This is a genomic window from Bacillus songklensis, assembly GCF_042649685.1.
In the GTDB taxonomy this organism is placed as follows: domain Bacteria; phylum Bacillota; class Bacilli; order Bacillales; family Bacillaceae_H; genus Bacillus_BA; species Bacillus_BA songklensis.
In genome coordinates this window covers 93,570-119,916 of the sequence record NZ_JBHRZT010000067.1, presented here as the reverse complement: position 1 = coordinate 119,916, position 26,347 = coordinate 93,570, and the positions used below count along the sequence as shown (strand labels likewise).

Annotated in this window: 23 protein-coding genes and 2 pseudogenes; 21 read left to right on the top strand and 4 right to left on the bottom strand. The window is 40.2% G+C overall.

Annotated features, from left to right (window positions below; all coding sequences use genetic code 11):
* Positions 1–48: 48 nt before the first annotated feature.
* Positions 49–699, bottom strand: coding sequence for a LytR/AlgR family response regulator transcription factor (locus ACFOU2_RS15775; protein WP_377916739.1), 651 nt, complete (start codon positions 697–699; stop codon positions 49–51).
* A gap of 278 nt (positions 700–977) precedes the next feature.
* On the opposite strand from ACFOU2_RS15775, the gene citZ reads away from it, so the two are divergent.
* The 9 genes and pseudogenes from citZ to fabF all read left to right on the top strand — a co-directional run bounded on the left by citZ (position 978) and on the right by fabF (position 11,296).
* Positions 978–2,093, top strand: a complete 1,116-nt coding sequence (citZ, locus tag ACFOU2_RS15770; RefSeq protein WP_377916737.1) for a citrate synthase — start codon at positions 978–980, stop codon at positions 2,091–2,093.
* A 57-nt stretch (positions 2,094–2,150) separates the two neighbouring features.
* Positions 2,151–2,768: an acetate uptake transporter gene (locus ACFOU2_RS15765; RefSeq protein WP_377916734.1), complete on the top strand. Its 618-nt coding sequence runs from the start codon at positions 2,151–2,153 to the stop codon at positions 2,766–2,768.
* A 609-nt stretch (positions 2,769–3,377) separates the two neighbouring features.
* A complete protein-coding gene (locus ACFOU2_RS15760; protein WP_377916732.1) occupies positions 3,378–6,281 on the top strand; it encodes a 2-oxoglutarate dehydrogenase E1 component in 2,904 nt (967 codons plus the stop codon).
* A gap of 14 nt (positions 6,282–6,295) precedes the next feature.
* A complete protein-coding gene (gene odhB / locus ACFOU2_RS15755) occupies positions 6,296–7,579 on the top strand; it encodes a 2-oxoglutarate dehydrogenase complex dihydrolipoyllysine-residue succinyltransferase (protein WP_377916730.1) in 1,284 nt (427 codons plus the stop codon).
* A gap of 160 nt (positions 7,580–7,739) precedes the next feature.
* Positions 7,740–8,420, top strand: a complete 681-nt coding sequence (locus ACFOU2_RS15750; RefSeq protein ID WP_377916728.1) for an adenylate kinase — start codon at positions 7,740–7,742, stop codon at positions 8,418–8,420.
* Between the two features lie 679 nt (positions 8,421–9,099).
* Complete coding sequence (locus ACFOU2_RS15745) at positions 9,100–9,225, top strand: hypothetical protein (RefSeq protein ID WP_377916726.1); 126 nt, start codon at positions 9,100–9,102, stop codon at positions 9,223–9,225.
* Positions 9,210–9,545: pseudogene (locus ACFOU2_RS15740) on the top strand (enolase C-terminal domain-like protein); the annotation flags it as partial. The gene ACFOU2_RS15745 and the pseudogene ACFOU2_RS15740, both read left to right, overlap by 16 nt.
* 146 nt (positions 9,546–9,691) lie before the next feature.
* Complete coding sequence (locus tag ACFOU2_RS15735) at positions 9,692–10,030, top strand: hypothetical protein (protein ID WP_377916724.1); 339 nt, start codon at positions 9,692–9,694, stop codon at positions 10,028–10,030.
* Between the two features lie 21 nt (positions 10,031–10,051).
* Positions 10,052–11,296: a beta-ketoacyl-ACP synthase II gene (fabF, locus tag ACFOU2_RS15730; protein WP_377916722.1), complete on the top strand. Its 1,245-nt coding sequence runs from the start codon at positions 10,052–10,054 to the stop codon at positions 11,294–11,296.
* Between the two features lie 253 nt (positions 11,297–11,549).
* Here the strand turns inward: fabF and ACFOU2_RS15725 are convergent, their stop codons facing one another.
* Both ACFOU2_RS15725 and ACFOU2_RS15720 read right to left on the bottom strand, forming a co-directional pair.
* The gene (locus tag ACFOU2_RS15725; protein WP_377916720.1) at positions 11,550–11,804 is read right to left on the bottom strand and encodes a hypothetical protein; all 255 of its coding nucleotides are present in this window, start codon (positions 11,802–11,804) and stop codon (positions 11,550–11,552) included.
* 217 nt (positions 11,805–12,021) lie between these two features.
* A complete protein-coding gene (locus tag ACFOU2_RS15720; RefSeq protein ID WP_377916718.1) occupies positions 12,022–12,432 on the bottom strand; it encodes a VOC family protein in 411 nt (136 codons plus the stop codon).
* Positions 12,433–12,670: 238 nt separating this feature from the next.
* Here ACFOU2_RS15720 and ACFOU2_RS15715 point away from each other — a divergent pair, with 238 nt between their 5' ends.
* The 3 genes from ACFOU2_RS15715 (at position 12,671) to ACFOU2_RS15705 (ending at position 16,826) form a co-directional block, all read left to right on the top strand.
* A complete protein-coding gene (locus ACFOU2_RS15715; RefSeq protein WP_377916716.1) occupies positions 12,671–13,891 on the top strand; it encodes a CdaR family transcriptional regulator in 1,221 nt (406 codons plus the stop codon).
* A 132-nt stretch (positions 13,892–14,023) separates the two neighbouring features.
* Entirely contained in the window at positions 14,024–15,457 is a 1,434-nt protein-coding gene (locus ACFOU2_RS15710) for a sodium:solute symporter family protein (RefSeq protein WP_377916714.1), read from the top strand.
* A gap of 268 nt (positions 15,458–15,725) precedes the next feature.
* Positions 15,726–16,826, top strand: a complete 1,101-nt coding sequence (locus ACFOU2_RS15705; RefSeq protein WP_377916712.1) for an NAD/NADP octopine/nopaline dehydrogenase family protein — start codon at positions 15,726–15,728, stop codon at positions 16,824–16,826.
* Positions 16,827–17,187: 361 nt separating this feature from the next.
* Here ACFOU2_RS15705 and ACFOU2_RS15700 read toward each other — a convergent pair whose 3' ends face one another.
* Positions 17,188–18,111 carry a S66 peptidase family protein gene (locus ACFOU2_RS15700; protein WP_377916710.1) on the bottom strand — a complete coding sequence of 308 codons (924 nt, stop codon included), beginning with the start codon at positions 18,109–18,111 and terminating at the stop codon, positions 17,188–17,190.
* 645 nt (positions 18,112–18,756) lie between these two features.
* Here ACFOU2_RS15700 and ACFOU2_RS15695 point away from each other — a divergent pair.
* The 9 genes and pseudogenes from ACFOU2_RS15695 to ACFOU2_RS15655 all read left to right on the top strand — a co-directional run bounded on the left by ACFOU2_RS15695 (position 18,757) and on the right by ACFOU2_RS15655 (position 26,324).
* Positions 18,757–19,536 carry an SGNH/GDSL hydrolase family protein gene (locus ACFOU2_RS15695; protein ID WP_377916708.1) on the top strand — a complete coding sequence of 260 codons (780 nt, stop codon included), beginning with the start codon at positions 18,757–18,759 and terminating at the stop codon, positions 19,534–19,536.
* A 12-nt stretch (positions 19,537–19,548) separates the two neighbouring features.
* On the top strand, positions 19,549–20,460 hold the full coding sequence (locus ACFOU2_RS15690; protein WP_377916706.1) for an ABC transporter ATP-binding protein: 912 nt from the start codon (positions 19,549–19,551) through the stop codon (positions 20,458–20,460).
* On the top strand, positions 20,453–21,433 hold the full coding sequence (locus ACFOU2_RS15685; RefSeq protein WP_377916704.1) for an ABC transporter permease subunit: 981 nt from the start codon (positions 20,453–20,455) through the stop codon (positions 21,431–21,433). The genes ACFOU2_RS15690 and ACFOU2_RS15685 overlap by 8 nt, the downstream gene beginning before the upstream one ends.
* 156 nt (positions 21,434–21,589) lie before the next feature.
* The gene (locus ACFOU2_RS15680; RefSeq protein ID WP_377916702.1) at positions 21,590–21,892 is read left to right on the top strand and encodes a hypothetical protein; all 303 of its coding nucleotides are present in this window, start codon (positions 21,590–21,592) and stop codon (positions 21,890–21,892) included.
* Between the two features lie 177 nt (positions 21,893–22,069).
* Positions 22,070–23,200: a superoxide dismutase family protein gene (locus tag ACFOU2_RS15675; protein ID WP_377916700.1), complete on the top strand. Its 1,131-nt coding sequence runs from the start codon at positions 22,070–22,072 to the stop codon at positions 23,198–23,200.
* 332 nt (positions 23,201–23,532) lie between these two features.
* Positions 23,533–24,450, top strand: coding sequence for a heme o synthase (cyoE, locus tag ACFOU2_RS15670; RefSeq protein WP_377916698.1), 918 nt, complete (start codon positions 23,533–23,535; stop codon positions 24,448–24,450).
* A 233-nt stretch (positions 24,451–24,683) separates the two neighbouring features.
* Positions 24,684–24,749, top strand: coding sequence for an SEC-C metal-binding domain-containing protein (locus tag ACFOU2_RS15665; RefSeq protein WP_377917012.1), 66 nt, complete (start codon positions 24,684–24,686; stop codon positions 24,747–24,749).
* 471 nt (positions 24,750–25,220) lie between these two features.
* A pseudogene (locus tag ACFOU2_RS15660) lies at positions 25,221–25,337 on the top strand (DnaD domain protein); the annotation flags it as partial.
* 177 nt (positions 25,338–25,514) lie between these two features.
* Complete coding sequence (locus tag ACFOU2_RS15655) at positions 25,515–26,324, top strand: protein phosphatase 2C domain-containing protein (RefSeq protein ID WP_377916696.1); 810 nt, start codon at positions 25,515–25,517, stop codon at positions 26,322–26,324.
* Positions 26,325–26,347 lie beyond the last annotated feature (23 nt).

Here is a 26,347-nt window from a genome sequence, read left to right as displayed (position 1 = left end):
TCAGCACTGTGAATGAGTGTGTATCTGTTAATGGCGTAAGTTTATAAATCAAAACCCGAGAGTCCGCCTTACACTATGTACATAGGTTTGACTAACCATCAGGTCAGTGCGATCGGGTGTTTTCAGCCTAAGAATTAAATTAGAAGACAAGTCACGAGACATCTGCTGTATAAACGAGATATTTACGATATAGGAACGATGAATACGGAGAAAGGAGATCGGTAACCTTTGTTCGAGAGCTTTGAGTGTGAAAATTGTGCTGTACTGACCGTCTGCCGTATAAAACCATGTTTTCTTTTGATTACTTTCGATATAGGCAATTTGATCAATAGGTATCGGGCTCCAAATTTCCCCTTTTTTGCCGGTTATAAAAGAAAAGGGCGATTGCTTTTTAAATGAATACGAGGGGGGAAGAATCACGGTTAAAGCACCGCTGAACCTATCCCGATCCTCTATAGGGTATCCTATCCCGTAATATGGAATGCCGAATACAGATTCATCAATCAAAGATTCTACTCGACATTTCCGACGGTAAACACGATCTGTAATGCTCCCTGAAGGGACAGATTGTCCGGGACGAATCCGAATGTCGTGAATACCGGAAACATAATCTATGTATTGATCTCTACCCGCGATTGCTACAGAGGCTTCCGTAGGAACCCAGTCTTCAATAAATGTTGTAATTTGACGAATGTCCATTGTTTCTGAATTTTCACCTCTTTCGTAATATTCACTATCATTATAACACTAAAATCTGGATTTAGATCCCTATATTCCTTTCTGTCTATAAATAAACCGTTATATCCAATATCAAGGACACCCAAAAAAAGTTTTTATATAATAAAAAACAACTAAAAGTTTTATCGTTAAACAGATTGGCGGTGAGAGAATCCAGAGAGTTGAATTCCGGATGTGTTAAAACAAAATTCAAACGGAGATTCATACAGGAATTAATCATTTAGAAGAGAGGGATAGCCATGCTAAAAACAAAAGGTTTAGAAGGAGTAGTTGCCACAACGTCTTCTGTTAGTTCTATTATTGATGATGTTTTAACGTATAGAGGATTCAATGTTGATGATTTAGCCAATTATTCGGATTTTGAAGAAGTGATTTATTTACTGTGGTTTAAAAGGCTTCCTACATCCCAGCAATTAGCTGAATTTCGAAACGAATTAATTGAAAGCGCTTCCTTAAATCGTGAATTGACTGCAATGATAGAAAAACTCCCCATCGAGAACGCCCACCCAATGTCTGTCTTAATGACTTGTGTATCTTCACTCGCAATGTATGACGCAGAGGCTGATGAAATATCCCAAGAAGCTAATTATCGTAAAGCAATCCGTTTGCAAGCACAATTATCGTCCATCGTAGCGGCCTATGCGCGTATTCGTGAAGGAAAAGAACCGCTTATGCCGAAATCAGACCTAAGTTTTGCCGCTAACTTTTTATATATGTTAAATGGGGAAATTCCGGATAAAACCTCAGAGCGGGCTTTTAACAAAGCGCTTGTTCTTCACGCTGACCATGAATTAAACGCATCGACATTCACTGCGCGTGTTTGTGTCGCCACGCTATCGGATATGTATTCCGGGATAACGGCTGCACTCGGAGCGTTAAAAGGGCCGCTTCACGGCGGTGCAAATGAACGTGTGATGAAAATGCTGAATGAAATTAATGATATCGATTATGTTGAGCCATATCTTCAAAGATCATTTAAAAACAAAGAGAAAATTATGGGCTTCGGCCATCGTGTTTATAAAGACGGGGACCCTCGTGCGAAACACTTGCGGGAAATGTCGAGACAATTAGCAGAAGTAACAGGGGAAGACAAGTGGTATAATATGTCGCTTACCATGGAACAAATTGTTCGAAAAGAAAAAGGCTTGCTTCCAAACGTCGACTTCTATTCGGCTTCCGTTTATCACAGCTTGGGGATTCAACATGACCTCTTTACACCGATTTTTGCGATCAGCCGCGTGTCGGGTTGGGTTGCGCATATTTTGGAGCAGTACGAGAATAATCGTTTGATTCGTCCACGTGCAGATTATGTCGGGGCTAAACATCAAACCTATATACCTATTAACCTGCGTTAATGCTTCGGGAGTTGTAAGCATGCAGATAACATAAAAAGCCGTAAGGAGATGAAAAATATGAGTGAAAAGAATATAACAATTGCAGATCCTGGACCGTTGGGATTAGCGGCTTTTGCCCTGACGACATTTGTTTTAAGTTGTGTGAATGCTCATCTTGTTCCCGCATCTGTTGCCGATGTATTTCTAACGTTGGGATTATTCTACGGGGGATTGGCGCAATTGCTGGCAGGAATGTGGGAGTTCAAGAAAGACAATACATTTGGCGCAACAGCCTTCACATCCTATGGTGCGTTTTGGATTGCCTTGTCTTCCATGGTTTATCTGCAATTAAACGGGGTTTTGTCATTTGGTGCTGATAAGAATATTGCCGTCGGTTTGTTTTTGGTTGCTTGGACGATTTTTACATTCTATATGTGGATTGGGACTTTTCGTTTAAATCTTGCTTTAAATCTCGTTTTTAGCTTATTATTGGCTACTTTTATATTATTGGATTTAACGGAATTCAAAATTATTTCTGGTCCGGCTGCCGGTTACGTCGGAATTGCCACTGCTTTTGCCGCCTGGTACGCATCAGCAGCAGGTATATTAAATCCTTTATATGGAAGGGATATTTTGCCTGTTGGCCCGTTTAAAGCGAAGATACAACAAACACAACGTGTAGAAAAAAGTGCGTAACCTTTAAAAATAAGTTTTATAGAATTTGTTCTTCTAGCAGGAGGGGCCTTGTAAACCATTTCATCCTTAAAAAGGAAATTAAGTGAGCTCTTCCGGGGTTTCTCATGTGACTTGAATACAACATTCCCATGTCCCGATTTCTTTACAAGATTTATGAACAGAAAGGTGTTCGGGGTTATAGGAAAGGGAGGTATTTTTAGATGTACTTTGTTATGTACTGTCAAACAGAAGAAATCGTTTGTGAAGATATTGATCATGTGACTGAAAGGTTAATACGTGGTTGGAAATTATACGGTTACACGACTAGTAAAAAGTTGTCTGAGTCCTTATTGCATGAGTGTAAACATTACTAATATATGAATCCACATAAATCATTTGACGTGGATAAAAAACATCCACGCAAATGATTTCCGTATAAGTGTCTGACAAGCGACATTAAGGGTTCTTGTCAGCCGCTTATACAAGAACCCTTGTAAGCCTGCTCAAGGTGAGAGAACAGAAAAGCGCAAATAGAAGAAGGCTCGATGACAGAGGGTAAAAAATGAAATGGAACTTATATAGAAACTAATGTCTTTAAGTGTAAAGAAGCGCGGTCGGAGGTGTTGCCTGATGGTAATCGGGAATGTAAATCAAGAAAATCCATGGCAGAGGTTTCATGGTCACAACCTCGGCTATGTAATGGAGCAGTACGAACAGTATCAAAATAATCCAGATGCGGTCCCTGGCGAATTAAGAGCATTTTTTGATGAATGGGGTGCTCCTTCGCTTGAGGAATCGGAGTTTGGCAAGGAAGCTTCCGAAGGCGTGCTTCCGGTGGTCAGTAACGCAGGTAATATGGAGAATGCTATAAAAGCAGTTCATCTTGTAGAAACCATCCGTTCCTACGGTCATTTGGCTGCCAAAATTAACCCTTTACAAGAGAGTGTAGATGAAGCTTATGTATTGAATCCTGAAAAATTCGGTTTAACGGAAGAAGATTTGAAAGCGATTCCGGCCAAAGCGATATGGGAACATGCTCCGGATGGGGTTCAGACGGCAGGCGAAGCCATTAAACGATTAAAAGAGATACATAAAGGTTCGTTAGCTTACGAGTTTGATCACGTACACGATCTTGAAGAACGCACGTGGCTAACCAAAATGATAGAGACAGGTGCCATTCACCGCTCCTTATCAAAAGAGGAACAAGCAGGGCTTTTGAAAAGGCTGACGGAAGTGGAAGGTTTTGAGCAATTTTTACATCGGACGTTTGTCGGACAGAAGCGATTCTCTATTGAGGGAGTAGACATGCTTGTCCCGATGCTTGATGAACTGATTAAAGAGGGCGTGCACGATGGGGTACACAACGTCATGATCGGGATGGCGCACAGAGGACGTTTAAATGTGCTGGTGCATGTATTAGGAAAGCCGTACGGCAATATCTTTTCAGAATTTCAGCATTCTCCGAATAAAGATCTTTTCCCTTCTGAAGGGTCGCGGGGGATTAACAATGGCTGGACAGGAGATGTAAAGTATCATTTAGGCGGAGACCGCTCGATTGAAGAATCGGAGACGATCCATGCACGTATTACATTGGCGAACAATCCAAGCCACCTTGAATTTGTAGATCCTGTTGTGGCCGGGTTTGCCAGAGCCGCTCAAGAGGAAAGAGGCAAAGCGGGGTATCCGGAACAAGACGTGTCCAAATCGTTTGCGATATTAATCCACGGGGATGCAGCATTCCCGGGACAAGGAATTGTAGCGGAAACCTTGAACTTAGGGGGCTTAAAAGGCTACCAAACGGGAGGAACGATTCATATTATTGCCAACAATATGGTCGGCTTTACGACGGACAGCCCGGATTCCCGTTCGACCAAATATGCGAGTGACCTTGCGAAAGGATATGAAATTCCCATTATCCACGTCAATGCAGATGATCCACAGGCTTGCCTGGCCGCGATCGATCTTGCTTACCAATACCGTTCACTCTTTAAAAAAGATTTCTTGATTGACTTAGTGGGCTATCGACGTTTCGGCCATAACGAGATGGATGACCCGGCCGTTACCCAGCCGCAGCTCTACAAAAAGATCGGCACCCATCCAACCGTCAAAACCTTATATGCGAAACAATTGCAAGACAAGGGAATCTTGAGTGCAGAAGAAATCGAGAAAATCAATCAAGATGTTCAAGAGAAACTGCAGACTGAATATGAAAAAGTCTCTGAAAAAGGTAAGAATGATTATGTAGAAGAAGTGGAAGTACCGGAACTCATCACCAAAGGAATTCCGGAGATGGACACAAAAGTACCGCTTGATACGCTTCGCGAACTAAACAGTGAGTTATTGAAGTGGCCTGAAGGCTTTAATGTGTACCCGAAATTAAAACGTATTTTAGAGCGACGTATCCATTCGCTTGAAGGGGACGGCAAAGTTGAATGGGCGCTTGCGGAAACACTTGCCTTCGCTTCTATTTTACAAGACGGGACACCGATTCGTTTAACCGGACAGGATTCTGAGCGCGGCACCTTCGCCCATCGCCATGTTGTATTAAATGATGCAGAAACGGGAGAAAAGTTCTCGCCGCTTCATCGTTTGCCTCAGGCAAAGGCTTCGTTTGCGATTCATAACAGTCCGCTCTCTGAAGCAGCTGTTGTCGGATTTGAATACGGGTATAACGTCTTTGCGCCGGAAACGCTCGTTCTTTGGGAAGCTCAGTACGGGGACTTTGCCAATACAGCTCAGGCCTTATTTGATCAATTCGTTTCGGCGGGCCGTGCAAAGTGGGGACAAAAATCGAGCCTTGTGCTGCTGTTGCCTCACGGCTATGAAGGCCAGGGGCCGGAGCATTCAAGTGCCAGATTGGAACGATTTCTGCAGCTTGCTGCTGAAAATAACTGGACGGTAGCCAACCTGACAAGTGCAGCCCAGTATTTCCATATTTTGCGTCGCCAAGCGGCGATTACAGGCACGGATTACGCTCAGCCGCTAGTCATAATGGCACCGAAAAGCTTGCTGCGCCATCCGCTTACAGCTTCACCTTATACGTCGCTTAGCGAGGGAAGCTTCCAGCTGGTTGTGGAACAGCCGCAGCTTGGAAAACAGCCGGAAAAAGTGGAGCGTTTAATTTTGACTACAGGGAAAGTGGCGATTGATCTTGCCGGAGAAATCGACCGAGTGAAAGAAAACCAGGATTTGGATTGGGTGCATATAGTACGCGTCGAACAATTGTATCCGTTCCCGATGGGACAAATCGATGAGATTCTTCGCCGTTATGAAAACCTAAAAGAAATCGTATGGGTTCAGGAAGAGCCGAAGAACATGGGAGCGTGGCACTATCTTGCGCCGACTCTGTATGATCTTTCCGCTGACAGCGTAAAAGTACGCTATATCGGACGCCCTGACCGCTCAAGTCCTGCAGGCGGCGATCCGAATATTCACAAGCAGGAACAGGAACGCATTCTTCGTGAAGCCTTAACAGATCGCGGCGATGCACGGGATGGGCTTCAGGCAAAAGAGAAAAATCTAGTCAAAAGTTAGGGAGGATTTTGGGGATGATCGAAATCAAAGTACCAGAGCTGGCAGAATCGATCTCAGAAGGAACCGTTGCACAGTGGCTTGTTAAAGTAGGGGATAAGGTTCAAAAAGGCGATCATATTGTTGAACTTGAAACAGATAAAGTGAACGTAGAGGTGAGCACAGACAGCGATGGGATTATTAAGGAGATCTTGAAAAAAGAAGGGGATAATGTTGAAGTTGACGAGGTTATTGCGGTTATAGTCGGAGGTACTGAAAAAGATAGTGGGTCATCAAGTGAAAAAGCGGCCGCACAAAAGGAGTATTCAACAGTTGAAAGCCCGAAAGTTCAAGAAGCCCAAAAAGAAGAAACAGTTGAAAATTTGAAAAAACCTCAACGTCCTGTAGCTTCCCCGGCAGTAAGGAAGCTGGCAAGGGAACTTAACATCGATTTAAACGAAGTCAGGACCCATGATTTACTGGGACGGATCAGAAAGGAAGACGTAAGAGCACACATCGATCAGCCGGCACCTAAGGAAAGGGATGAAACAGTACATCAGGGCGGTAAAGCGGAAAGCGAAAAAGTAAAGCAGCCCGTAAATACTTCAAATGATTTGGACAAACCAGTCGAACGGGTCAAAATGTCGCGTCGCCGTCAAACCATCGCCAAACGGCTTGTCGAAGTACAGCATACAGCAGCGATGTTAACAACCTTCAATGAAGTGGATATGACAGCGATCATGGATGTAAGAAAGCGGCGAAATGAGGCCTTCCTCAAGAAACATGGTGTCAAAATCGGCTTTATGTCGTTTTTTACAAAAGCCGTTGTCGGTGCGCTGAAAGAGTTTCCGGAATTGAACGGAGAAATTCAAGGAGACGAAGTGCTTTATAAAAAATATTATGATATCGGGATTGCCGTTGGCGCTGAAGGAGGGCTTGTTGTCCCGGTCGTTCGGGATGCGGATCGACTCGGTTTTGCGGGAATTGAAAAAGAAATCGCACGGTTAGCCGAAAAAGCGCGAAGCAACAAATTAACGCTCCAAGAGCTGCAGGGAGGGACCTTCACGATCACAAACGGGGGCATTTATGGATCCATGATGTCCACACCGATTCTAAATAGTCCGCAGGTGGGTATTCTCGGGATGCATAAAATCCAGTGGCGTCCGATTGCTATCGATCAGGCTAGGATGGAGAACCGGCCGATGATGTATATCGCCCTTTCCTATGACCATCGTATTGTAGACGGACGGGAAGCGGTAAGCTTTCTTGCAAAAGTAAAAGAATTGCTTGAAGATCCGGAGTCACTGCTATTAGAAGGGTAATAAATCCACATAAATCATTGAATATGGATAAAAAGCCATCCATATTCAATGATTTACGCATAAGCGGCCGCCAATCTCCCTTCGGGTTCTTGTCAGCTGCTTATACGAAGACCTTTGTAAGCCCGTTCAAAAGGAAGACAAAAACAAGGAGAGATGCCGGATGAATTTATTATTAATGGGACTGCCAGGAGCAGGTAAGGGAACTCAAGCTGAACGAATTGCGGAAAAATATGACATCCCTCATATATCAACTGGAGATATGTTCCGCGCGGCCATAAAAGAAGGAACACCTCTTGGAAAGAAAGCAAAAGAATATATGGATTCTGGTCATTTAGTGCCAGATGAAGTAACCATTGGGATTGTCCGTGAACGTTTGGGCAAAGATGATTGTAAAAAAGGTTTTTTACTAGACGGTTTCCCTAGAACGGTAGCCCAAGCTGAGGCTCTTGAACAAATGTTAGCTGAAACGGAGCGAGCCATTCACTTTGTTCTTAACATTGATGCTGCTCGTGAAGAGTTAATGGCCAGATTAACTGGACGCCGTCTTTGCCGTGATTGTGGTGCGACCTATCATGTCATCTTTAACCCAACTAATGTTGAAGGTGTATGTGATAAATGCAGCGGAGAACTCTATCAACGTGATGATGACAATGAAAAAACGGTAGGAACACGACTGGAAGTCAATATTAATCAGCAGCAGCCGCTTCTTGACTTTTATCGGGAAAAAGGATATTTGCGTAACATTGACGGTTCCCAACAAATCGACATGGTATTTGAAAGTATCGACGACATTCTCGGTAATCTTTCCAATTCAGCCGTGAAAGAAATCTATCAAACTTGAACATACTCATACTATGAATCTATAAAAGATCCGTCGCTTACACAACCAATATGTGTTGGGTTCACCAATATGGTGCTCTGACTTGCGTATAATCTCTTAATGAGAGACTAGTTATATAAATCTGCCTTCATTTTTTAACATAAAAACTCGCCTTTTATTCTCTTCTATCTCTTTTGATTTTCTCATCTTGAATAAGCGAAAAAGGTTCTCATATAAGGCTTTGTCAAGAGAGCGTAAGGTAGATTGGCAAAGCCTTATGCGTAAATAAATGGACATGGATGCTCTTTATCCATGTCCATTTATTTATGTGGATTTATATATTCAGTTTATGTTAAAAAATTCAGAGGATGACTCAAAAGGTATAAAAAGACATACCTTTTGAGTCATCCTCCTGAAAGGGACCCGTCATGAAAATCCTGGAAAATCAAAGAATTCCGTGACGGGTCCTTTCAGTAAAGATCAACTTTTGCCATTGATTAGAGACTTATGGGACAGCCTCTGTTGTTTGGGCTGGTTTAACCTTAAGTCATTCGTATTATGACCTAATTTTCAGAATTATCATTGAATGATTCTTTGGATTGTGGTACTTTATTAACGATTATTTTTTTATGAAGTTTAAGCTTCAATTTATCGAAAATCAAAGTGTACACTTCATTTTATAACTATAAAGGTGAAATTGATGAATCTAAAAGAAATTATTCAAAAGGAGTACAATCAGCTCTCAAAGGGTCAACGGAAAGTTGCGAAATATTTATTAGAAAACCCTAGAGATTTTGCAGTTAAATCAGCAAATTTATCAATATAAAAATTGGACGTGTTGGAGGATTAACGGAGTCAAAACGAATTCACGATCTATGCCAGGAGCACGATATTCCAGTTTGGTGTGGAGGTATGCTTGAATCGGGGATAGGAAGGGCCCATAATATCGCATTAACAACCTTATTCAACTTTGTTATGCCAGGTGATACGGCTGGATCTTCTCGCTACTGGGAACGCGATATTATTGATCCTGAGGTAGTTGTTAAAAATGGAATGATCACTGTTCCTGATAAACCGGGGATTGGTTATGAACCGAATCATGAAACGATTCAACAATTTACTGTTAATGAAAAATCCTATTCTTGATGCATTAAAGAGAGCCTGCTGTTGAGGCCATTTTTACCTTACTTCCTGATCTTTAATACACGGTCCGGCTCCCGGCCATAGCCGCCGATCTCCAGGCGGTCTTTGTACACACGGATAATGGAGTATGCGTTGGAGTGTCCTTTTCCATGATACGCATTAAAAAGATAAAGACGGATTATTTACCAACCCTTTATTATTTCTTGAAAAATTTACAAAACGGTTCTAAAAAGAAAAGCATGGGGGCAGTGCAATTCTTCTGTTTAGGGGAAGTTCCCGGTTACGTGATGGATCACCCAATAACTTCTTGCTCCAAAAGCAAAATAGAAGAAGCCGTGTGGGGTGCGGTTGTATTAAGTGAAGATTCTAAAGGCAACGGAAGCCTGTCCTGCGATTTAAGGACAGTCGGAACAGGTGGACAGCCTTTATATCATGATGATAAGATTTTCATAATTGGGACAAATAACTTCTCGTACATCATAAAATAATAAGTTAGGAGGCAGCCATCCATGAAAAAACGCGTTGTGATAACGGGAATAGGTGCGATCACACCTTTAGGTCTCACGGCTAAAAGTACATGGGATAATATTAAAAAAGGAAAAAGCGGTGTGGGTTTTTTAACTCAAGTCGATTCAAGTATTTATAACGTAAAGGCAGCTGCGGAAGTAAAAGGGTTTAAACCAGAAGAGTACATGGATGTAAAGGAAGCAAGAAGAATGGGCAGGTTTACACAGTTTGCTGTGGCTGCAAGTAAAATGGCGGTGGAAGATGCCCGGCTCGTGATCAATGATTCCAATGCTAATAGGGTCGGCGTTTGGATCGGTTCGGGCATCGGCGGTTTAGGTGAATTCGAAGAACAGCATATAAAGTTCTTAGATAAAGGTGTGAGAAGGGTAAGTCCGTTCATCATCCCTATGTTAATCCCTGACTTGGCTTCCGGCAGAGTTTCTATCGAACTAGGAGCAAAAGGAATCAACTCCTGTACCGTGACCGCTTGTGCAAGCGGAGCCAACTCAATCGGCGATGCCTTTAAAGTGATTCAACGCGGTGAAGCCGATGTGATGATTGCAGGAGGAACAGAAGCGTCCATCACACCCATGACTATTGCGGGTTTCCAAAACATGACGGCTTTATCAATCAATCCAGATCCGCAAACTGCCTCAAGGCCATTTGATAAAAATCGTGATGGTTTTGTTATCGGAGAAGGTGCCGGTATTTTAGTTTTAGAAGACTTGGATCATGCCTTATCCCGGGGAGCTAAAATTTACGGTGAAATTGCAGGATATGGTGCGACCGCTGATGCGTATCACATTACAACACCAGCCCCGAATGGAGAGGGCGGGCAACGTTCAATGTCCATGGCTTTACAGGACGCTGGCTTAAATCCCGCAGAGGTTGATTATATCAATGCCCACGGAACAAGCACTTACTATAATGATCTATACGAAACTCAGGCTATTAAGGCTCTTTTCGGAGAACATGCCTACAAATTGGCCGTATCTTCCACTAAATCGATGACGGGCCATCTGTTGGGCGGAGCAGGCGGAATTGAAGCTGTTTTTTCTGTTTTAGCTATCAATGACGGCATTGTACCTCCAACCATCAATTATGAAACACCTGACGAGGAGCTGGATCTTGACTATGTTCCAAACGAAGCAAGACACCAAGAAGTTAATGTAGTTTTAAGCAACTCCTTAGGATTTGGCGGCCACAACGCAACACTGATATTTAAAAAGTTAAACACTCCTATGTAGCTTAGCTGCAATATCGATCATATTCAATTGTTCAGGTGTAGAAATGGACAGAAAGAGGATGACTCAAAAGGTATAAAAAGCCATACCTTTTGAGTTAGCCTCCTGAAAGGACCCGTCGTGAAAATCCAGCAAAATCAGAGGATTCCGTGACGGGTCCTTTCAGTAAAGATCAATTTTTATCATTAATTCGAGACTTACGGGACAGCCTCTTTTGTGACTGCTGATAACAGATCTTATGTCAACTAAATTGTTTTTAAAACCTACCTAGAGATACAGGAACTTGCAGTCCAAATCCCATTAATCCTGGTACCGTCATATGTTGATACCCTCCATATCCTGATTGTGATGGCTGATATACCATTTCATATGGTCCATATACTCCATATGGATGATAATTGATTGATCCGGTTGAAAGTGGAACTCCGTATCCCATAGTAGGTCCATACGAATATGGAATATACCGTGTTCCATCCGGATTTATCATATATCTTGGAGTGCTGTCGTGCATATAATCACCTGCTTTTCTTTTATAAACGATTAATGATTCCTTACAGGATATGTCTTAGACGATATCAAATAGCTAATCTATGATGAATTTAGGCGTTATAAAAACTCAAATCTAGCTGGATTTAAGTTTTTTAGTTCCTGTAACGGGTCTTATGTAAACTGTGTTAACTTGTTGAATAAAGAAAGATAGAAAATACTTCCAATAGCATCTTCGACCATTAGCTTTTTGCAAAATTTAATTGCCAAGAAACACCATATTTGTCGGCAACCCAACCGAACTTTTCACTAAATGGATAAGAAGCTAACGGCATGAGAATTTCTCCATCTTGAGATAACTTCCCAAAAAGTGCATCAATTTCTTCCTCTGTATCACATGTTACATATAATGATATGGCAGGAGTAAATGTAAATTCGTGCTTAACACTACTATCGATACACATAAACACTTGTCCGTTTAGTGAGAATGTAGCATGTAGCACTGTTCCCTCAGCACCGGCCTCATTTGCTCCATAACGAGTAATACTTATTATTTCGGACTGCTTAAATAAAGAAGTGTAAAAATTCATGGCTTCTTCAGCTTTGCCATCGAACATTAAAAACGTAGTAATTTTTTGGTTTGAATTTCCCACTTGAAATCTTCTCCTTTTATTAAAATATAAGAACAACACTAAATTCTAGTCCCGCTCAATTAACAAACATACGTTCCTTTTCATTATCTGTGAGCAGAATCAAATTGTCAATTTCCGATAATCCTGTTTTAGTGAATGTTTTTGTACCAGAATTGAAGAAATTGACCTAATAAAGGGGTTATAATTTACAAAAAGAGATAAAATGCTTTTCAACGAAGGATGAAGAACGGAGGATATTATGTTAGACAAGCTAGCTCAAGAAATTGCCAAAACAACAAGTGAAGTTATTGGTCATGATGTGCTGATTACAGATCAACATGGAATTGTTCTTGGTTCAAGTGATCCTTCCAGAATTGGAACATTACACCAAGCTTCTCTCGGTGCAATTTTTCGTCGTAAAGAAATGACTCATAATGAAATGGTCTCAAGAACAATGACGGGCGTCAAACCAGGAATGACCATCCCGATTGAATTGTCAGGGGAATTTATAGGAACGGTAGGCATAACAGGTGAACCTAATAAAGTAGAGAAGTTTGGGATGTTAGCTAAAAAATACGCTGAAATCTTATTGCGTGAAGAAATCATCAACAAATCTTCACTTCTGCGTGAAAGAGCACTGCAGAGCCTAGTTCAAGAAATTGCTGTTTTTGATCCAATCCATAGTGATGAAATGTTATTACTAACCCGTGGTAGAGAATTGGGATATGATTTAAAACCACCTCGCATTACTATCGTCATCGATCTTTTTCAATTCAACCACGTTACAAGTGAAATCCATCAGCAATTGTTAAAAAAGGATTCACCAGAAATGCATATTCAATCCTTAAAGATGGACATAGAATCTAGAGTTAAAAAATTTTTTTCGAATAACCAGGATATTACGGTTTCCTTGGGATCTGACAAATATGTTGTGCTCCATATTTTAGACAATGAAATTCATGAAGAAGAAGTCTATGAAACTGTCAAAAATAAGTGTAATGAGCTCATTTCAGAATTAAAAGAGTTAGGGGTTCACGCTTCAATTGGAATTGGAACGATCGGCAACGATTTGACCGGTCTCAATGAATCTTATCATGCGGCTTGGCGGGCAATTCGGATTGGTAAAAAGATGGCCAATCATCCTGATATCTTTTATATAAAAGATTTTGTTTTAGAAGAATTATTATCCCATATTCATAAAAACAATGCTCGTCGTTTCGTAGAAGAAACGGTTACCGAATTAAAACAATGTCCAGATTATAATGAATTATTTCGTACGATTCTAGCTTGGTGTGAATCCAGCTTGAGTCCAATTAATTGTTCTAAAGAGTTGAATATCCATCGAAATACTCTTTTTTATCGATTGAACAAGATTGAACAGATTACGAGGATGAATTTACGAAATTTTAGAGAAGCTTTGACACTTTATCTTGCCGTGAAAATAATGCTGATTCTCGAATCAGAAAGTAAAGAGAATTAGCATTGTGCTAGGAGCACAAATCTACCCCTTTTTTTAAAAGAATAATTAGGCGTTCATCACAATGTGTTGAACTACATTAAATTATATGATTTATATACAGAAATTTTAGAATATTCGAAAGGAGTGGGGTATTTGGGTATCTTAGATTGGATCTGTATTATAGGATATTTCGCTGTGTTAGGCCTTATAGGCTATCAAACAAGTAAAAGTGTCAAGAGTGTAGAAGAATATAATATTGCAGGAGAGAAAGTGACTTGGCCGATTCTTTTTGCCAGTTTGGCTGCTTCCGTATTAGGTGGAGGGGCCTCAACCGGAAATGCAGGAAATGTATTTAAAGATGGATATGTCTTTATGTTTGCTTTCTGTGCGTATGGTGTTGCCAGTGTATTAATTGGTTATTTTATTGCACCACGCTTAAAAGTATATAAGGGAGCACAAACCGTTGGGGATATTATGGAGAAACACTATGGAAAATCAGCGAAGTTATTAACTGGAATTCTCTCAGTAGGATTATGTACGGGAATTTTGGGAGGACAGGCCTTAGCATTAGGGACAATCTTTAATGTTATCTTGGATATACCTCCTATTGTAGGAATTTTAATCGGAATGGGAGTGGTGATTCTCTATACATCCTTTGGAGGGGTTTGGGCAGTTATCCAAACAGATGTTGTTCAATTTGTACTGCTTGGAGTCATATTGCCTCTTACGCTCATCATTGGACTGTTTGCCGTTGGTGGTACCGATACGTTAATTGAAAAAGTTCCTGATGCTCATTTGACCTTTTTGGGCAGTTGGAAACTAGCTGAATTTATTGGCTTATTCGTCACATTTCTCTTAGGGGAAGCTCTCATCCCGCCCTATACACAAAGGGTTTTTTCATCTAAAGATTCTAAACACTCCAGGAAAGGCTATATGATCTCAGGATTCTTTTCATTTGGATTCTTCTTCGTAACAGGTTCATTAGGTTTGATTGCTTATGTTTTATTCCCTAATATTCAAACTGATCAGGCTTTACCGACCATTGTAAAAAATCTCTTACCAGTTGGTGTTACAGGATTAGCGGTTGCTGCATTATTAGCCGTCATTATGTCCACAGCCAGTTCCTTTTTAAATGCAACTACCGTTTCTTTTATGCAGGATATCTATTTGCCTTTTCTTAGTAGAAAAAAACATTCAGAAAAGCATCATCTTCTAATGGAAAGAGTATTAACGTTAATCGTTGGTACTGGCTCTGTGATCTTTGCTCTAAGTGTTCCGAGCATTATTGCAGCCTTGGAATATTCTTATTACCTTTGGGCTCCAACTATTGTTTTCCCATTAGTGATGGCTATCATTTGGAAAATTCATAATGTAACAGCCGGTTTATGCTCTATCGTTGTGGGAGCGGTTGTAACATTAATTTGGACTTTTGGCTTACATGATCCTTTTAGTTTATCAGGTGTTGTTCCAGGGTTTATCGCGAATATGGTTTCATTTTTTATAACCTATTCATTAACAAAGAATAATTCGTTAAGATTTCATCTAAATACAGAGGGAAAGGAGATGCTTGAAAATGATGCTTTATAGTTTTCTTCTTTATTTCATCCCAGCAGTATTAATAGTGGTGACCATTATTACAGGCGTCATTTGCACGAAATATTATATAGAAGAGGTCATAAAGAAATAATAAGAAGTTTCGAATAATGGTTCTTTTCTAATAAATAAACAAATGAATTCAACAAAATATTCATAGTAATCGGTAAAAGTTTTGTGCGGGGAGAACAGTTTTATCTTTATCAATTCCATATAATATGGAGTTATAACAAAATATGACAGATACTAAGGAGGAAACAATATGAAAAGGACTGTGGCAGTCTTAGGCGGAGGCAATGGAGGTCATACTTTAGCAGCTGATTTAAGTTTGGCTGGACATGAAGTTCGACTATTTGAAATGGAGCAATTTAGTCACTCGATGAAGGATGTATTTGAAACGAAACGTATTCAATGTCTTGGAGAGGTACTGAATGGGACAGCTGAAATCAATATGGTCACAAGTGATATTGATCAAGCATTAGACGGTGCTGAGATTATACTTGTTGCTGTCCCGGCTTTTGCACATAAAGGTTATGCGAATCTGCTAGCGAATAAAGTTAAATCTAATCAATTGGTTGTTCTTCTGCCAGGAACACTTGGCTCTTTAGAGTTTGCAAGAATTTGGAGGGAGTTAGGAGCAAATGAGGACGTTGTTTTAGCTGAATCAGATACACTTCCTTATGCGACAAGACTAGAGGGTCCTGGAAAAGTACGGGTAAATGTAAAAATTAAAGTGCAAATCGGCGTTTTTCCTTCTGTTCATACAGAGTGGGCGACGAGATTACTCAATGATATTTTAGATATCACTCCTGTAAGTAATGTACTTGAAGCCGGTTTAAGCAGCATGAATCCAATCGATCATCCGCCTGGAACCATCTTAAATGCAGGTCGCATTGAGAGATCAAAGGGTGATTTTTACATTTATGAAGAAGGGATGACCCCATCTGTCATTAGAGTGATGGAACAACTGGATCAGGAAAGGTTAGAGATTGGTAAGTGGTTTGATTTGGATCTTATGACAATTGGTGAACTTCTTCATACATCGGGATATGGTCCAAAGGGAACAACATGGGAAGTGTTAAATGGAAGCCGCAGCTTGACACCAATTAAAGGACCTACTTCTTTAAAATCACGTTATTTATCTGAAGATATTCCCTTTGGCTTACGAACATTCGCCTCAATCGCAGATCATATTGGATTAGAAACACCAGTTATGGATTCACTCATCACGTTAGGTGAAATTCTTGTCGGTGGAATTCCGCAAATGGAAGGAAGAACAATCGAGGATTTAGGTATTAGCGGGCTAAATAAAGAAGAAATCATAGAATTCATTCGCACAGGAAACCATAAAGTTTCTGTATAAGGTGATTCTAGTATAAGAAGTCTTAGATTATTTCCTTTTCAGTAAGGCGGGAAGAGCCAAGAGCTTTTGCATGTTTTAAGTTCCTCTAAACCCACTTATGTCAACAAAAAAGAGGTTGGGTACTTAAAAAAGGTATCCAACCTTTTGTTTGTGCCGATAACGGGTTTTTATGGTCGTTATACTTCAGCTAACGGCAGTTTAATTGAAGAAGGATTTTCTCAAGAGATTGTCAAATAAGAAAAAGAATTGCTCTTATAATTTTAGAAGGATAATGGAGGAAACCAGGTTGATCCGAGAAATCGTAGCATCTGATGATGAAGAGTTTCTATCTCTAAACAAACTCTAAACAAAATATTTCATATCAGGAAGAAACGGTTGGTTCAAGCACAGTCAATGTATTATCTATCGTATTGAGATTAACATTAGCGCCAATTGGAATAGCGGCTTTATAAAAACCATGCCCTGTAGCAAGGTTGACCATCAATGGTTTTCCTAAGGGAACTAACCAATCATGAATTAAATCTTCATACGTTGTACCATAGGATACAAGGCAATTCGTACATTCTCCCATGATAATACCAAGACAATCTTGGAATTTACCTGACATCGATAGTTGAGTTAGATATCGAAAGATCATGTTAGTTGGTGAATGGGTTTCTTCTAAAAAAAGTATTTTTCCTTTTGTATCAATTTCAAATGGAGTACCAAGGGTATTGACTAACGAAGTCATATTTCCACCTACTATTGGACCCGTTACATTTCCTCGTACTAAACTCATCAGAGGCATATCGGGTGGATTTTGGATAGCCCTAGGAGAAATCAATGTAGAGGTTGCGTCAAAGAATTGATTGAAATTATAAGCAGGTGTGTCTAATCTAAAATCAATAAGCATTAGGCTGTGGAACGTAATTAAATTACTAAATTGATACAAACTATTTAGTAGTACTGTTATGTCGCTATAACCAGATATCATTTTAGGGTTCTCTCTTATGACTTCATAATCTAGATAAGGAAGAATGGTCTGGACCCCTGTCCCTCCTCGTGTTGGTAGTATCATTTTGACTCTCGGATCTCTGAACATGTTCATTACATCTTCGGCTCTTTGCCTGGCCGGTGCAGCTACGATGCCCTCATAAGAATAAACGTGCCTGCCAAAAACTATATTAAAGCCCATATCTCTCAAAGTTTGTACTCTGGCATTAATAATATTAGCATCAAGAGGGCTGCCAGGTGTAACCAATCCAAGCGTGTCTCCTCTTTGCAACAACGGTGGCCTTATTGCCATATTTTCCTCTCCCTGTATTCACTTCAATTATCATTTACGGCTCTAAGTCGCTCTATAATCATGACCTACTATCCATCAAATAGAAAGATTTGCCTACTTGGTATAAGTAGAGTTTCAAGTGAGCCTAATTCCCATATAAGATTGTTGAAGCCGCCTTCGGGAAAAATTGTGCCTGGATTCAAAATTTTTTCAAGGGTTGGAAGCATTAACTTACGAATGTTTTCCGGCGTTCTTCCCTTCTGGAGCTACAGAGGCGCATTATTAATAAATATATGAAAAGATATTTATCTTATTAACAAATTATTAAATGAGATCATGTAATAACAATCAATCATTCAAGACTAATGAACAGTAAGATTATATTTGTACAGAGAGGCAATGATAAAAGTATAAGCAAGTCCTGTTCAAGGGCTTGCTTTTGATTTGTGTTGTATTGTAATTGAATAGAAAAGTATGGAACGGTCTATAAATTTTTTAGTATGCCGAAATGTTCTTGTTAAACATTAACATCCAAACATTACTATTTGCTATAATCCTCCTAAAAGAGCTTTAATAGATATTGAATGATCAGCACCTATTGTTGAGTGGCAAGATAGGTGGTTTTTATCTTGAAATCTCTGGATACAGAGAAAAGGAGGATAAGAATTGAGAGGAAAGTGGGTTCCATTTATTGCTGTGATTTCCGGGCTTTCTTGCCTTTTATGGATAGTTGGATTAGGATGGTCGCTTTACGATTATTTCAATGAGCCAAAGAAGTCTCCTGCGATTGAAACACCGGATATAGAATCAGCGGAGGAAGGAAAGGATCGTTTTGATATAGTAGCGTTGGGAGACTCGCTTACAAGGGGAACAGGAGATCCGACAGGTAAGGGATATGTTGGCGATTTGGTGGAAAATCTCAAGAAGAAATCAGACCGGAAGATGCTTCTTTCGAATTTTGGGATTAAAGGACAAACGTCTGCACAGTTGGCCAATCAAGTAAAGCAAAAGGAATTGCAAAGACAAATTAAAAAAGCGGATATTATTCTCATTACAATTGGCGGGAATGATCTTTTTCGCGGAGGGCAAACTCTTGAAAATCTCAATATTCAAGATGTAAAAAAATTAGAAGAGAACTACCTCCAAAATTTAAAGGGCATTTTATCGAATCTTCGGTCAGCAAATTCCGAAGCAACTATCTTTCTCATCGGTTTATATAATCCCTTTATCGAGCTTGATGACGCAAAGCTTACTTCGAAAATCGTCAGGGATTGGAATTACGAGAGTGCCGAAGTCAGTGCAAAGTATCCGAAGACCGTTTTTGTACCTACATTTGATTTATTCCAGTTGAAGGCGGATGACTATCTCTATACGGACAAGTTTCATCCTAATGCCAAGGGCTATCAATTAATAGCCGAACGGGTAGCATCATTAATTACATGGTAAGGGAGGGAGAGCATGAGTGAAATTACATTGTCTGTCAAAGGATTACGGAAGACAATTGGCAAAAGGGAGATCATCAAGGGGATTGATTTTGAACTAAAGAGCGGGGAAGTTTTTGGCTTTTTAGGACCAAACGGAGCAGGAAAGACGACGACGATTCGCATGCTTGTAGGGCTGATACGGCCTACTTCCGGATCGATTCACATTTGTGGCAAGGATGTAGCGGATGATTTTACAGGAGCGATGCAGCATCTTGGTTGTATTGTAGAAAATCCGGAGCTGTATCCTTATTTAAGCGGGTGGGAAAACCTCCGGCATTTTGCGAGAATGCTTCAGGAAATAGGGGATGACCGGATTGTGGAAGTCGTTCAATTGGTTGGGCTGCAGGAAAGAATCCACGATAAAGTAAAAACCTATTCTTTAGGGATGAGACAAAGACTCGGAATTGCCCAGGCAATGCTCGGAAGGCCTAAAGTTTTGATTCTTGACGAACCGACAAACGGCCTCGATCCTTCTGGTATCCGCGAAATGCGTCAGTTCATCCGATTTTTGGCTGAAGAGGAAGGGGTGAGTGTGCTTGTATCCAGCCATCTGCTTAGTGAAATTCAATTGATGTGTGACCGTGTGGCCATTATAGCCAAAGGTCAAATCCTTCAGACCGAATCGGTTGAAACACTTCTTTCCAGGCAAGAGCTCCTTATATGGAGATTGTCTCCATTAAATGAAGGAAAAAGAATATTACAAGAGTTGGCGGAGTATGTGAAAGAAGAAGGCGAGATGCTCATCACCCCTTATTTGGAGAATGAGGCAGGGGAATGGAATCGAAGGCTGCTTGAAGCCGGAGTGACTGTAAAAGAAATGAACAGAAGGCTCCCGACGTTAGAGGATTTATTCCTTGAAATGACAGGAGGGCAGTCCGTTGATTAATTTGTTGCATAACGAAATGATAAAGCTGATAGCCAAAAAAAGGATTGCTGTCGTGACGATGATCATGGCTGTCTTGATTGCCATGTTTACTTATGCCCAATATAAGGAAAGTGAAAGGATAAAAGAAAAGCTCGGAACAACAGATTGGCGCACCTCCTTACAGCAGCAAATCGTTGACACACAAAACAGGCTTAACAGTAGCCAGATTTCTGAAGAGTGGAGAAAGCAGCTGCAGATTAGAGTAACCCAACAACAATATTACTTAGATCATGATATCAATCCGGCAGAGCCTGGTGCTCCCACATTTGTGAGAGAATTTGTGGAAAATTCCATTCAGCTTTTGCTGCCCTTAATGATCATGGTTGTCGCGGCAGATCTCGTTTCCTCGGAATACAGTATAGGGACTGTAAAATTGTTGCTTACAAGGCCTGTGAAAAGGTGGAAAATCCTGTTGAGTAAATACATGACTCTTATCTTTTCCGTTTCCCTTATCATGTTGCTATTTGGAGTGTTATCCTATTTGATATCTGGCCTCGTTTTTGGTTACAAGGGCTGGACTGCCCCTGTTTTAACCGGTTTCACTGTTGAGGGAGGGGAATTAAATACTTCGGCCGTACATCTTATCCCCCAATGGCAATATTTATTGATGGAGTCCGGGTTAGCCTGGTTTGTTTCTCTTGTGGCAGGCACTTTTTCTTTTATGCTGTCTGTCCTGATCAGAAGCACAGCCGCCGGAATGGGAGTGATGTTAGCATGTCTAATTTCCGGAACGATATTAAGCAGTATGGTTTCTTCCTGGAAGTCCGCCAAGTATCTCTTTATGGTCAACCTCGACCTGACCGGCTATTTGAGAGGTATTGCTCCTCCTATTGAGGGGATGTCTTTAGGGTTTTCTCTTATCGTATTGTCGATTTGGGGAGCGACTGCGTTGGCCGTTTCCTTTATAGTCTTTATTAGGCAGGATGTTTATTAGGAATTTCAATGAGAGGTGTGTCGTGATAAATGGAGGGATTCATCTCTTAATAATCGGGGTATTTTCATTAATATCGGTCAAAAAATAAGCCGTCTAAAGAGGGAGGAAGATTTTTACAGGGAAGCGAATAATTTTAGTAAAAGGGGAGGGACAAAATTGAAAAAGACGTTTGTAATACTAATAACATTTCTGATTTTTGGCGTATCATCCTCCAGTGCTGAGACTTGGATTCATGAGGGTAACCCCCGAAAAGGTGAAGTGGCTGCTGACAAAAACAATGGTGAATATGAGAAGCTTCTCGAGTATTATTCCAATTCCGACCAACCTGCAACAGACATAGCCGAACTTTACGACGCTGCCCCTCCGGAAATTAAAGAACTGATAGATCGAAGCTACGAAGAAACCGGTTCAGACCGCGCAGTTATGGAAATGTTAGGGATAAAGGTGCCCGCAGAATAATTTGAGATGCATAAAGCTTCATTTCCAGGAGAGTTCGGCCAGGTGCCGGCTCTTTTTTTCATGTAGTAAGAAAAATAACTGCTGCAAAAAAAAAGATGTGTTAAACATAAATTGATGAATGGGATTATATACTTACATTGTTTCAGACATTAACAGTATGAAATTAGGAGGAATGGCATGAAGAGACTTGCTTCAGTGTTCTTGATTAGTGCGTTACTATTTGTATCAGGAGTGGCTTCAGCTCATGGGGTACATGTAGACAAAACAGAAAAAAAACTTTCGGTACTCGTGAATGGTGTGGAAGTTAAATCGGACTTAAATCATATCCAACATTCTAAGGCTTACGTCTCTGTCAGTGCATTTGCAGATCTGTTTAAGAAAACGTTCGAATTGGAACAAAATAAGAAATCAGTTATTTTTAACGGCAAAAAAATTAATAACATAAAGCTGGTAAACGGTGAACCGACTGCATGGATTAACGACCTTGGTACCGCAGTCGATGCACAAATAATTAGCTGGGATGCGCAAAAACAAGAAGCTTATGTTTTAGCACTACCAAAAGGAACTGTTCAATTAGACCCCCATGTAGTGCCAGCTATGGGAGAACACTGGGCGAATCCTGAGGAAATGCCAAATGGTCCCATTTATGGAGTATATAATGGAAAGCTTGTTTTTATAGAGTACATGATTGCACAGGATGACTTCATTAATGGTAAAAACCACACCAATCTTGAAGGCATGAAGGGCTTACCTTCTCCATCCATTGTCCAGACGGATATTGAATTCCAACCTCATGGTCACCCGGGATTTGAGATACCGCATTTTGATTTGCATGCTTACTTCATCTCTGATGAGGAGCAACACAAGATTGCCACTACTTTTCTTGAACTGAAGAATGCTAAAGGAGAGAAAATTGGGTTCGCTGCATTTGGTCAGATGGGTGATCAGATCATGCTTAAAGTTAGTGCTTCAGGTCTTGCTCCTGGTAAGCATGGATTCCACATTCATGAAAATGCGATTGTTGGCAATGATTTTAAAACAGCAGGTGGTCACTTTAATCCATCAGGCAAGAAGCACGGTCAACATAACCCTGATGGAGCCCACCTTGGTGATCTGCCTAACTTAGTTGCAGATGAAAACGGAAAAGTCGAGCAAACGATATTCCTTAGTGGTTTATCACTCGAAAAAGGGAAGAGCAACAGTGTATTAGGTAAATCACTCATTATTCACGCCATGGAAGATGATGGTGTAACCGACCCTTCTGGTAACTCTGGAGATAGGGTTGCCGGTGGAAATATACCGGAATAAAGTATGAGAGCCCTGGTTCTTTGAAACCAGGGTTTTTTTGATAGAACTTATTCTATTATTCTTGCAATTGATAAATGTTAATCATTGGTTAATGAATGAGGCGTATGCTTGGATTTTCTAATAGGAGAAACTTGGATGTTTTATGGAAAATTGTAACGGTATAGAAAGAAAATTGAAGGTTTCAGAATTTTACTTCTATTATTGTTCATCCTTTTGACAAAATTGGCGGTTTGCATTAGAACCTTTTAAATCAATTTTCTGTTAAAATAGCATAGTGGATTAGAAAAGAACATATTTATCTCTCAATGGATAAATGAAAGAGGAGAATGGTTGTGAAAAACTCTGAAGCAATTGCAAAGAACTCCCTTTCTATGAAACACTATTTTTCATGGAAAGTGATAAGCGCTATTATAAAAACCGGGATTATTCAATCAAATGTGATGGGGATGTTCGCAGGTCTTTGTTTAGCTTTATATGTGAATGACCTAAGTTTTGTAAAGCAAATCCCGGTTGTCATTTTAACCTTAATGGGAACGTCATTTGTTGTCGGCGGTTCAGGTGCTATTAACAACTTTTATGATCGGGATATTGATGCCATAATGAAGAGAACGATGGATAGACCGACTGCAGATGGTACGATCAATCCTAAATTTGCTTTGTGGCTGGGAATCGTCCTTGTGGCTGCCGGGTTGGGCCTTTTATTAACCGTTTCTAAGATGGCGGCGTTCATGGGCTTTTTAGGATTTTTCTTTTATGTATTTCCCTACACAATGTTAACAAAGCGCAAAACGATTTATAATACGGAAGTTGGAAGCCTTTCCGGAGCCATGCCGCCGCTGATCGGCTGGGTTGCTATCTCTTCAGATATCCTGCATCCAATTGCGATCGGACTATTTGTATTAATGTTCTTATGGCAGCCGCCCCACTTTTACGCAATTGCGATTAGACGATTAGAAGAGTACAAAGCAGCAGGAGTACCAATGCTTCCAGTTGTAAAAGGAATTCATCGCACAAAAGTTCAGACCATTGCATATTTAGTAATATTACTATTGGCTTCATTTTTATTTTGGCCGTTTAGTAAAGTAATTGCCTTTACCATGTTTGGACTAACCCTTATCTGGATGCTGCTTGGTATCTTTGGATTCCGTAAAATGGAACATACAAAATGGGCGACACTTATGTTTGTATTTTCCCTAAACCATCTCACGATTCTTTTTGTATTAATGATCGTGATGTCGTTTATTAAATAATTTCAAAATAATTTCAAAAGCTGGGAATCGAATAAAAAGATCAAGCTCTGTATATTTTATACAAACCTGGTGACTCATAAGAAGCCTGCTCCCAATTGGATGCAGGTTTCTTTGTTTTGCGGCATACTGATCCTATACCTACAAAAATGGGTGTAGTTATTGCTTTTCGTGTTTATAATGGGTAAAACAGAAATAATAGAAAATTAGAAAGAAGTTAGAGAAGAAATAACTAAATTGGCCGTAATGATTCATGCCCATGCGGGAGCGGGAAAAAGTATATAAAGTGTTGCGGTAAGTAAGATGCCAGGAACGACTGAACCTTAAACTAAATAGAACTTTCAAAAAAGAGGATGACTCAAAAGGCCATACCTTTTGAGTCATCCCCCTAAAAGGACCCGTCATGAAAATCCAGCAAAATCACAGGATTCCGTGACGGGTCCTTTCAGTAAAGATCAACTTTTATCATTAATTCGAGACTTATGGGACAGCCTCTTTTTGGTTTTAAATGAACAGGAGAAAGCTTATTGTCTTTTCAGCCGGGTAATGTTGACAACTATTCCCTTCATTTAAAAATACCAAATTTGTGAGAGGAAAAATACACCACCCCCTTCTTTTTGACTATTTAATAAGTGGGAGAGATCATTCCGGAAAAGATGATCTTTTTATGCAATCGGTTAGATAGACGATGGTGATCCCTCTAGCGATATCACTGATTGTTCAGGGAAGATGGAACACGAATAAAAATACAAAATGAAAAGGGGATGCAAGCAATGAGCCGATTACTGATAGAGGATAAACCGCTCCTTATTCTTCCATCACTTGCAAAAGAAGCGGGGCTGAATGAAGCGATCTTCCTTCAACAGCTGCATTACTGGCTGCAGGAAAGCCAACTGGGAGGTTTATGAATAGCAGGAAGTGTAATGGAGATTTCTCGATTGTTTATTTGGAACGAATGCAAGATCAAATCAATGATTACGAAATGAAGAATATGTAAGGGGAGCGGCGTTGTATAATGGATATAACGAGCGTTTTGATGCCTATATAAAAAAGATGGTGAGAAGTTTATGCAGCTATATTCAAGTTCTAGAATGTCTCTTTCCAAGACGATTTCTGAGGATTCTTTTATCATAAACCATAGGCGCAAGGTTTACGGAGTTTTTGATGGGGCCACTCCACTTACTCCCTTCATGGATGAAAGGGGAAGGAATGGTGCTTATTTAGCATCCAATTTATTTAAGGATTATTTCGAAAATGATTTTTCACATGATATGACTTTGTTTGACGGTGTTATACAGGCAAACAAACGGCTGATGGAGAAAATGAAATTATACAACGTAGATACGGCACATCCCGAAAACCTATGGTCTACATGTGTAGCTGTTGTAAAAGTAGATGAAAATCAAAACATTTCTTTTGCCCAGCTCGGAGACTGCATGGTGTTGGCTGAACACAAAAGCGGCGAAATAGAAGCGTTGACGAGGGATACAGTAAAAGATATTAGCGTCAGGGCGAAAATCAGACGTGAAAAGGAAAGAAGCATGGGAATGATCTTGCCTGAAGAAAGCTACTACAATGATATAAGAAATCAGCTTATTTATAATCGGAAAATGGCCAATTCTCCTGATGGTTATACAGTAGCAAACGGTACGCAAGAGGTACGTGACTACATACATCATGGCTTTATCAATACAGGTAATTTGCAATCGATCCTTCTTATAACAGACGGCCTTTTTTATCCAAATAAGGATTTTACCTATATTTATAGAATGATTCATGAATTAGGATTAGAAGAATATGCGGTTCAGCTGGAGAAATATGAGAAAAATCGTAACCTTCGTTCGGACGATAAAACTGGTATTCTCATTTGTTTTTAATCCTTGCTGTATAAATCCACATG

Bases quoted from the DNA above. Each gene is read 5' to 3' on its own strand.
- ACFOU2_RS15675 (WP_377916700.1), top strand. From the start codon at position 22,070: ATGAAGAGACTTGCTTCAGTGTTCTTGATTAGTGCGTTACTATTTGTA.
- ACFOU2_RS15775 (WP_377916739.1), bottom strand. From the start codon at position 699: ATGGACATTCGTCAAATTACAACATTTATTGAAGACTGGGTTCCTACG.
- ACFOU2_RS15745 (WP_377916726.1), top strand. From the start codon at position 9,100: ATGAATCTAAAAGAAATTATTCAAAAGGAGTACAATCAGCTCTCAAAG.
- ACFOU2_RS15715 (WP_377916716.1), top strand. From the start codon at position 12,671: ATGTTAGACAAGCTAGCTCAAGAAATTGCCAAAACAACAAGTGAAGTT.
- ACFOU2_RS15725 (WP_377916720.1), bottom strand. From the start codon at position 11,804: ATGCACGACAGCACTCCAAGATATATGATAAATCCGGATGGAACACGG.
- citZ (WP_377916737.1), top strand. From the start codon at position 978: ATGCTAAAAACAAAAGGTTTAGAAGGAGTAGTTGCCACAACGTCTTCT.
- ACFOU2_RS15735 (WP_377916724.1), top strand. From the start codon at position 9,692: ATGATACGCATTAAAAAGATAAAGACGGATTATTTACCAACCCTTTAT.
- ACFOU2_RS15700 (WP_377916710.1), bottom strand. From the start codon at position 18,111: ATGGCAATAAGGCCACCGTTGTTGCAAAGAGGAGACACGCTTGGATTG.
- ACFOU2_RS15655 (WP_377916696.1), top strand. From the start codon at position 25,515: ATGCAGCTATATTCAAGTTCTAGAATGTCTCTTTCCAAGACGATTTCT.
- ACFOU2_RS15690 (WP_377916706.1), top strand. From the start codon at position 19,549: ATGAGTGAAATTACATTGTCTGTCAAAGGATTACGGAAGACAATTGGC.
- odhB (WP_377916730.1), top strand. From the start codon at position 6,296: ATGATCGAAATCAAAGTACCAGAGCTGGCAGAATCGATCTCAGAAGGA.
- ACFOU2_RS15750 (WP_377916728.1), top strand. From the start codon at position 7,740: ATGAATTTATTATTAATGGGACTGCCAGGAGCAGGTAAGGGAACTCAA.
- fabF (WP_377916722.1), top strand. From the start codon at position 10,052: ATGAAAAAACGCGTTGTGATAACGGGAATAGGTGCGATCACACCTTTA.
- ACFOU2_RS15760 (WP_377916732.1), top strand. From the start codon at position 3,378: ATGGTAATCGGGAATGTAAATCAAGAAAATCCATGGCAGAGGTTTCAT.
- ACFOU2_RS15705 (WP_377916712.1), top strand. From the start codon at position 15,726: ATGAAAAGGACTGTGGCAGTCTTAGGCGGAGGCAATGGAGGTCATACT.
- ACFOU2_RS15765 (WP_377916734.1), top strand. From the start codon at position 2,151: ATGAGTGAAAAGAATATAACAATTGCAGATCCTGGACCGTTGGGATTA.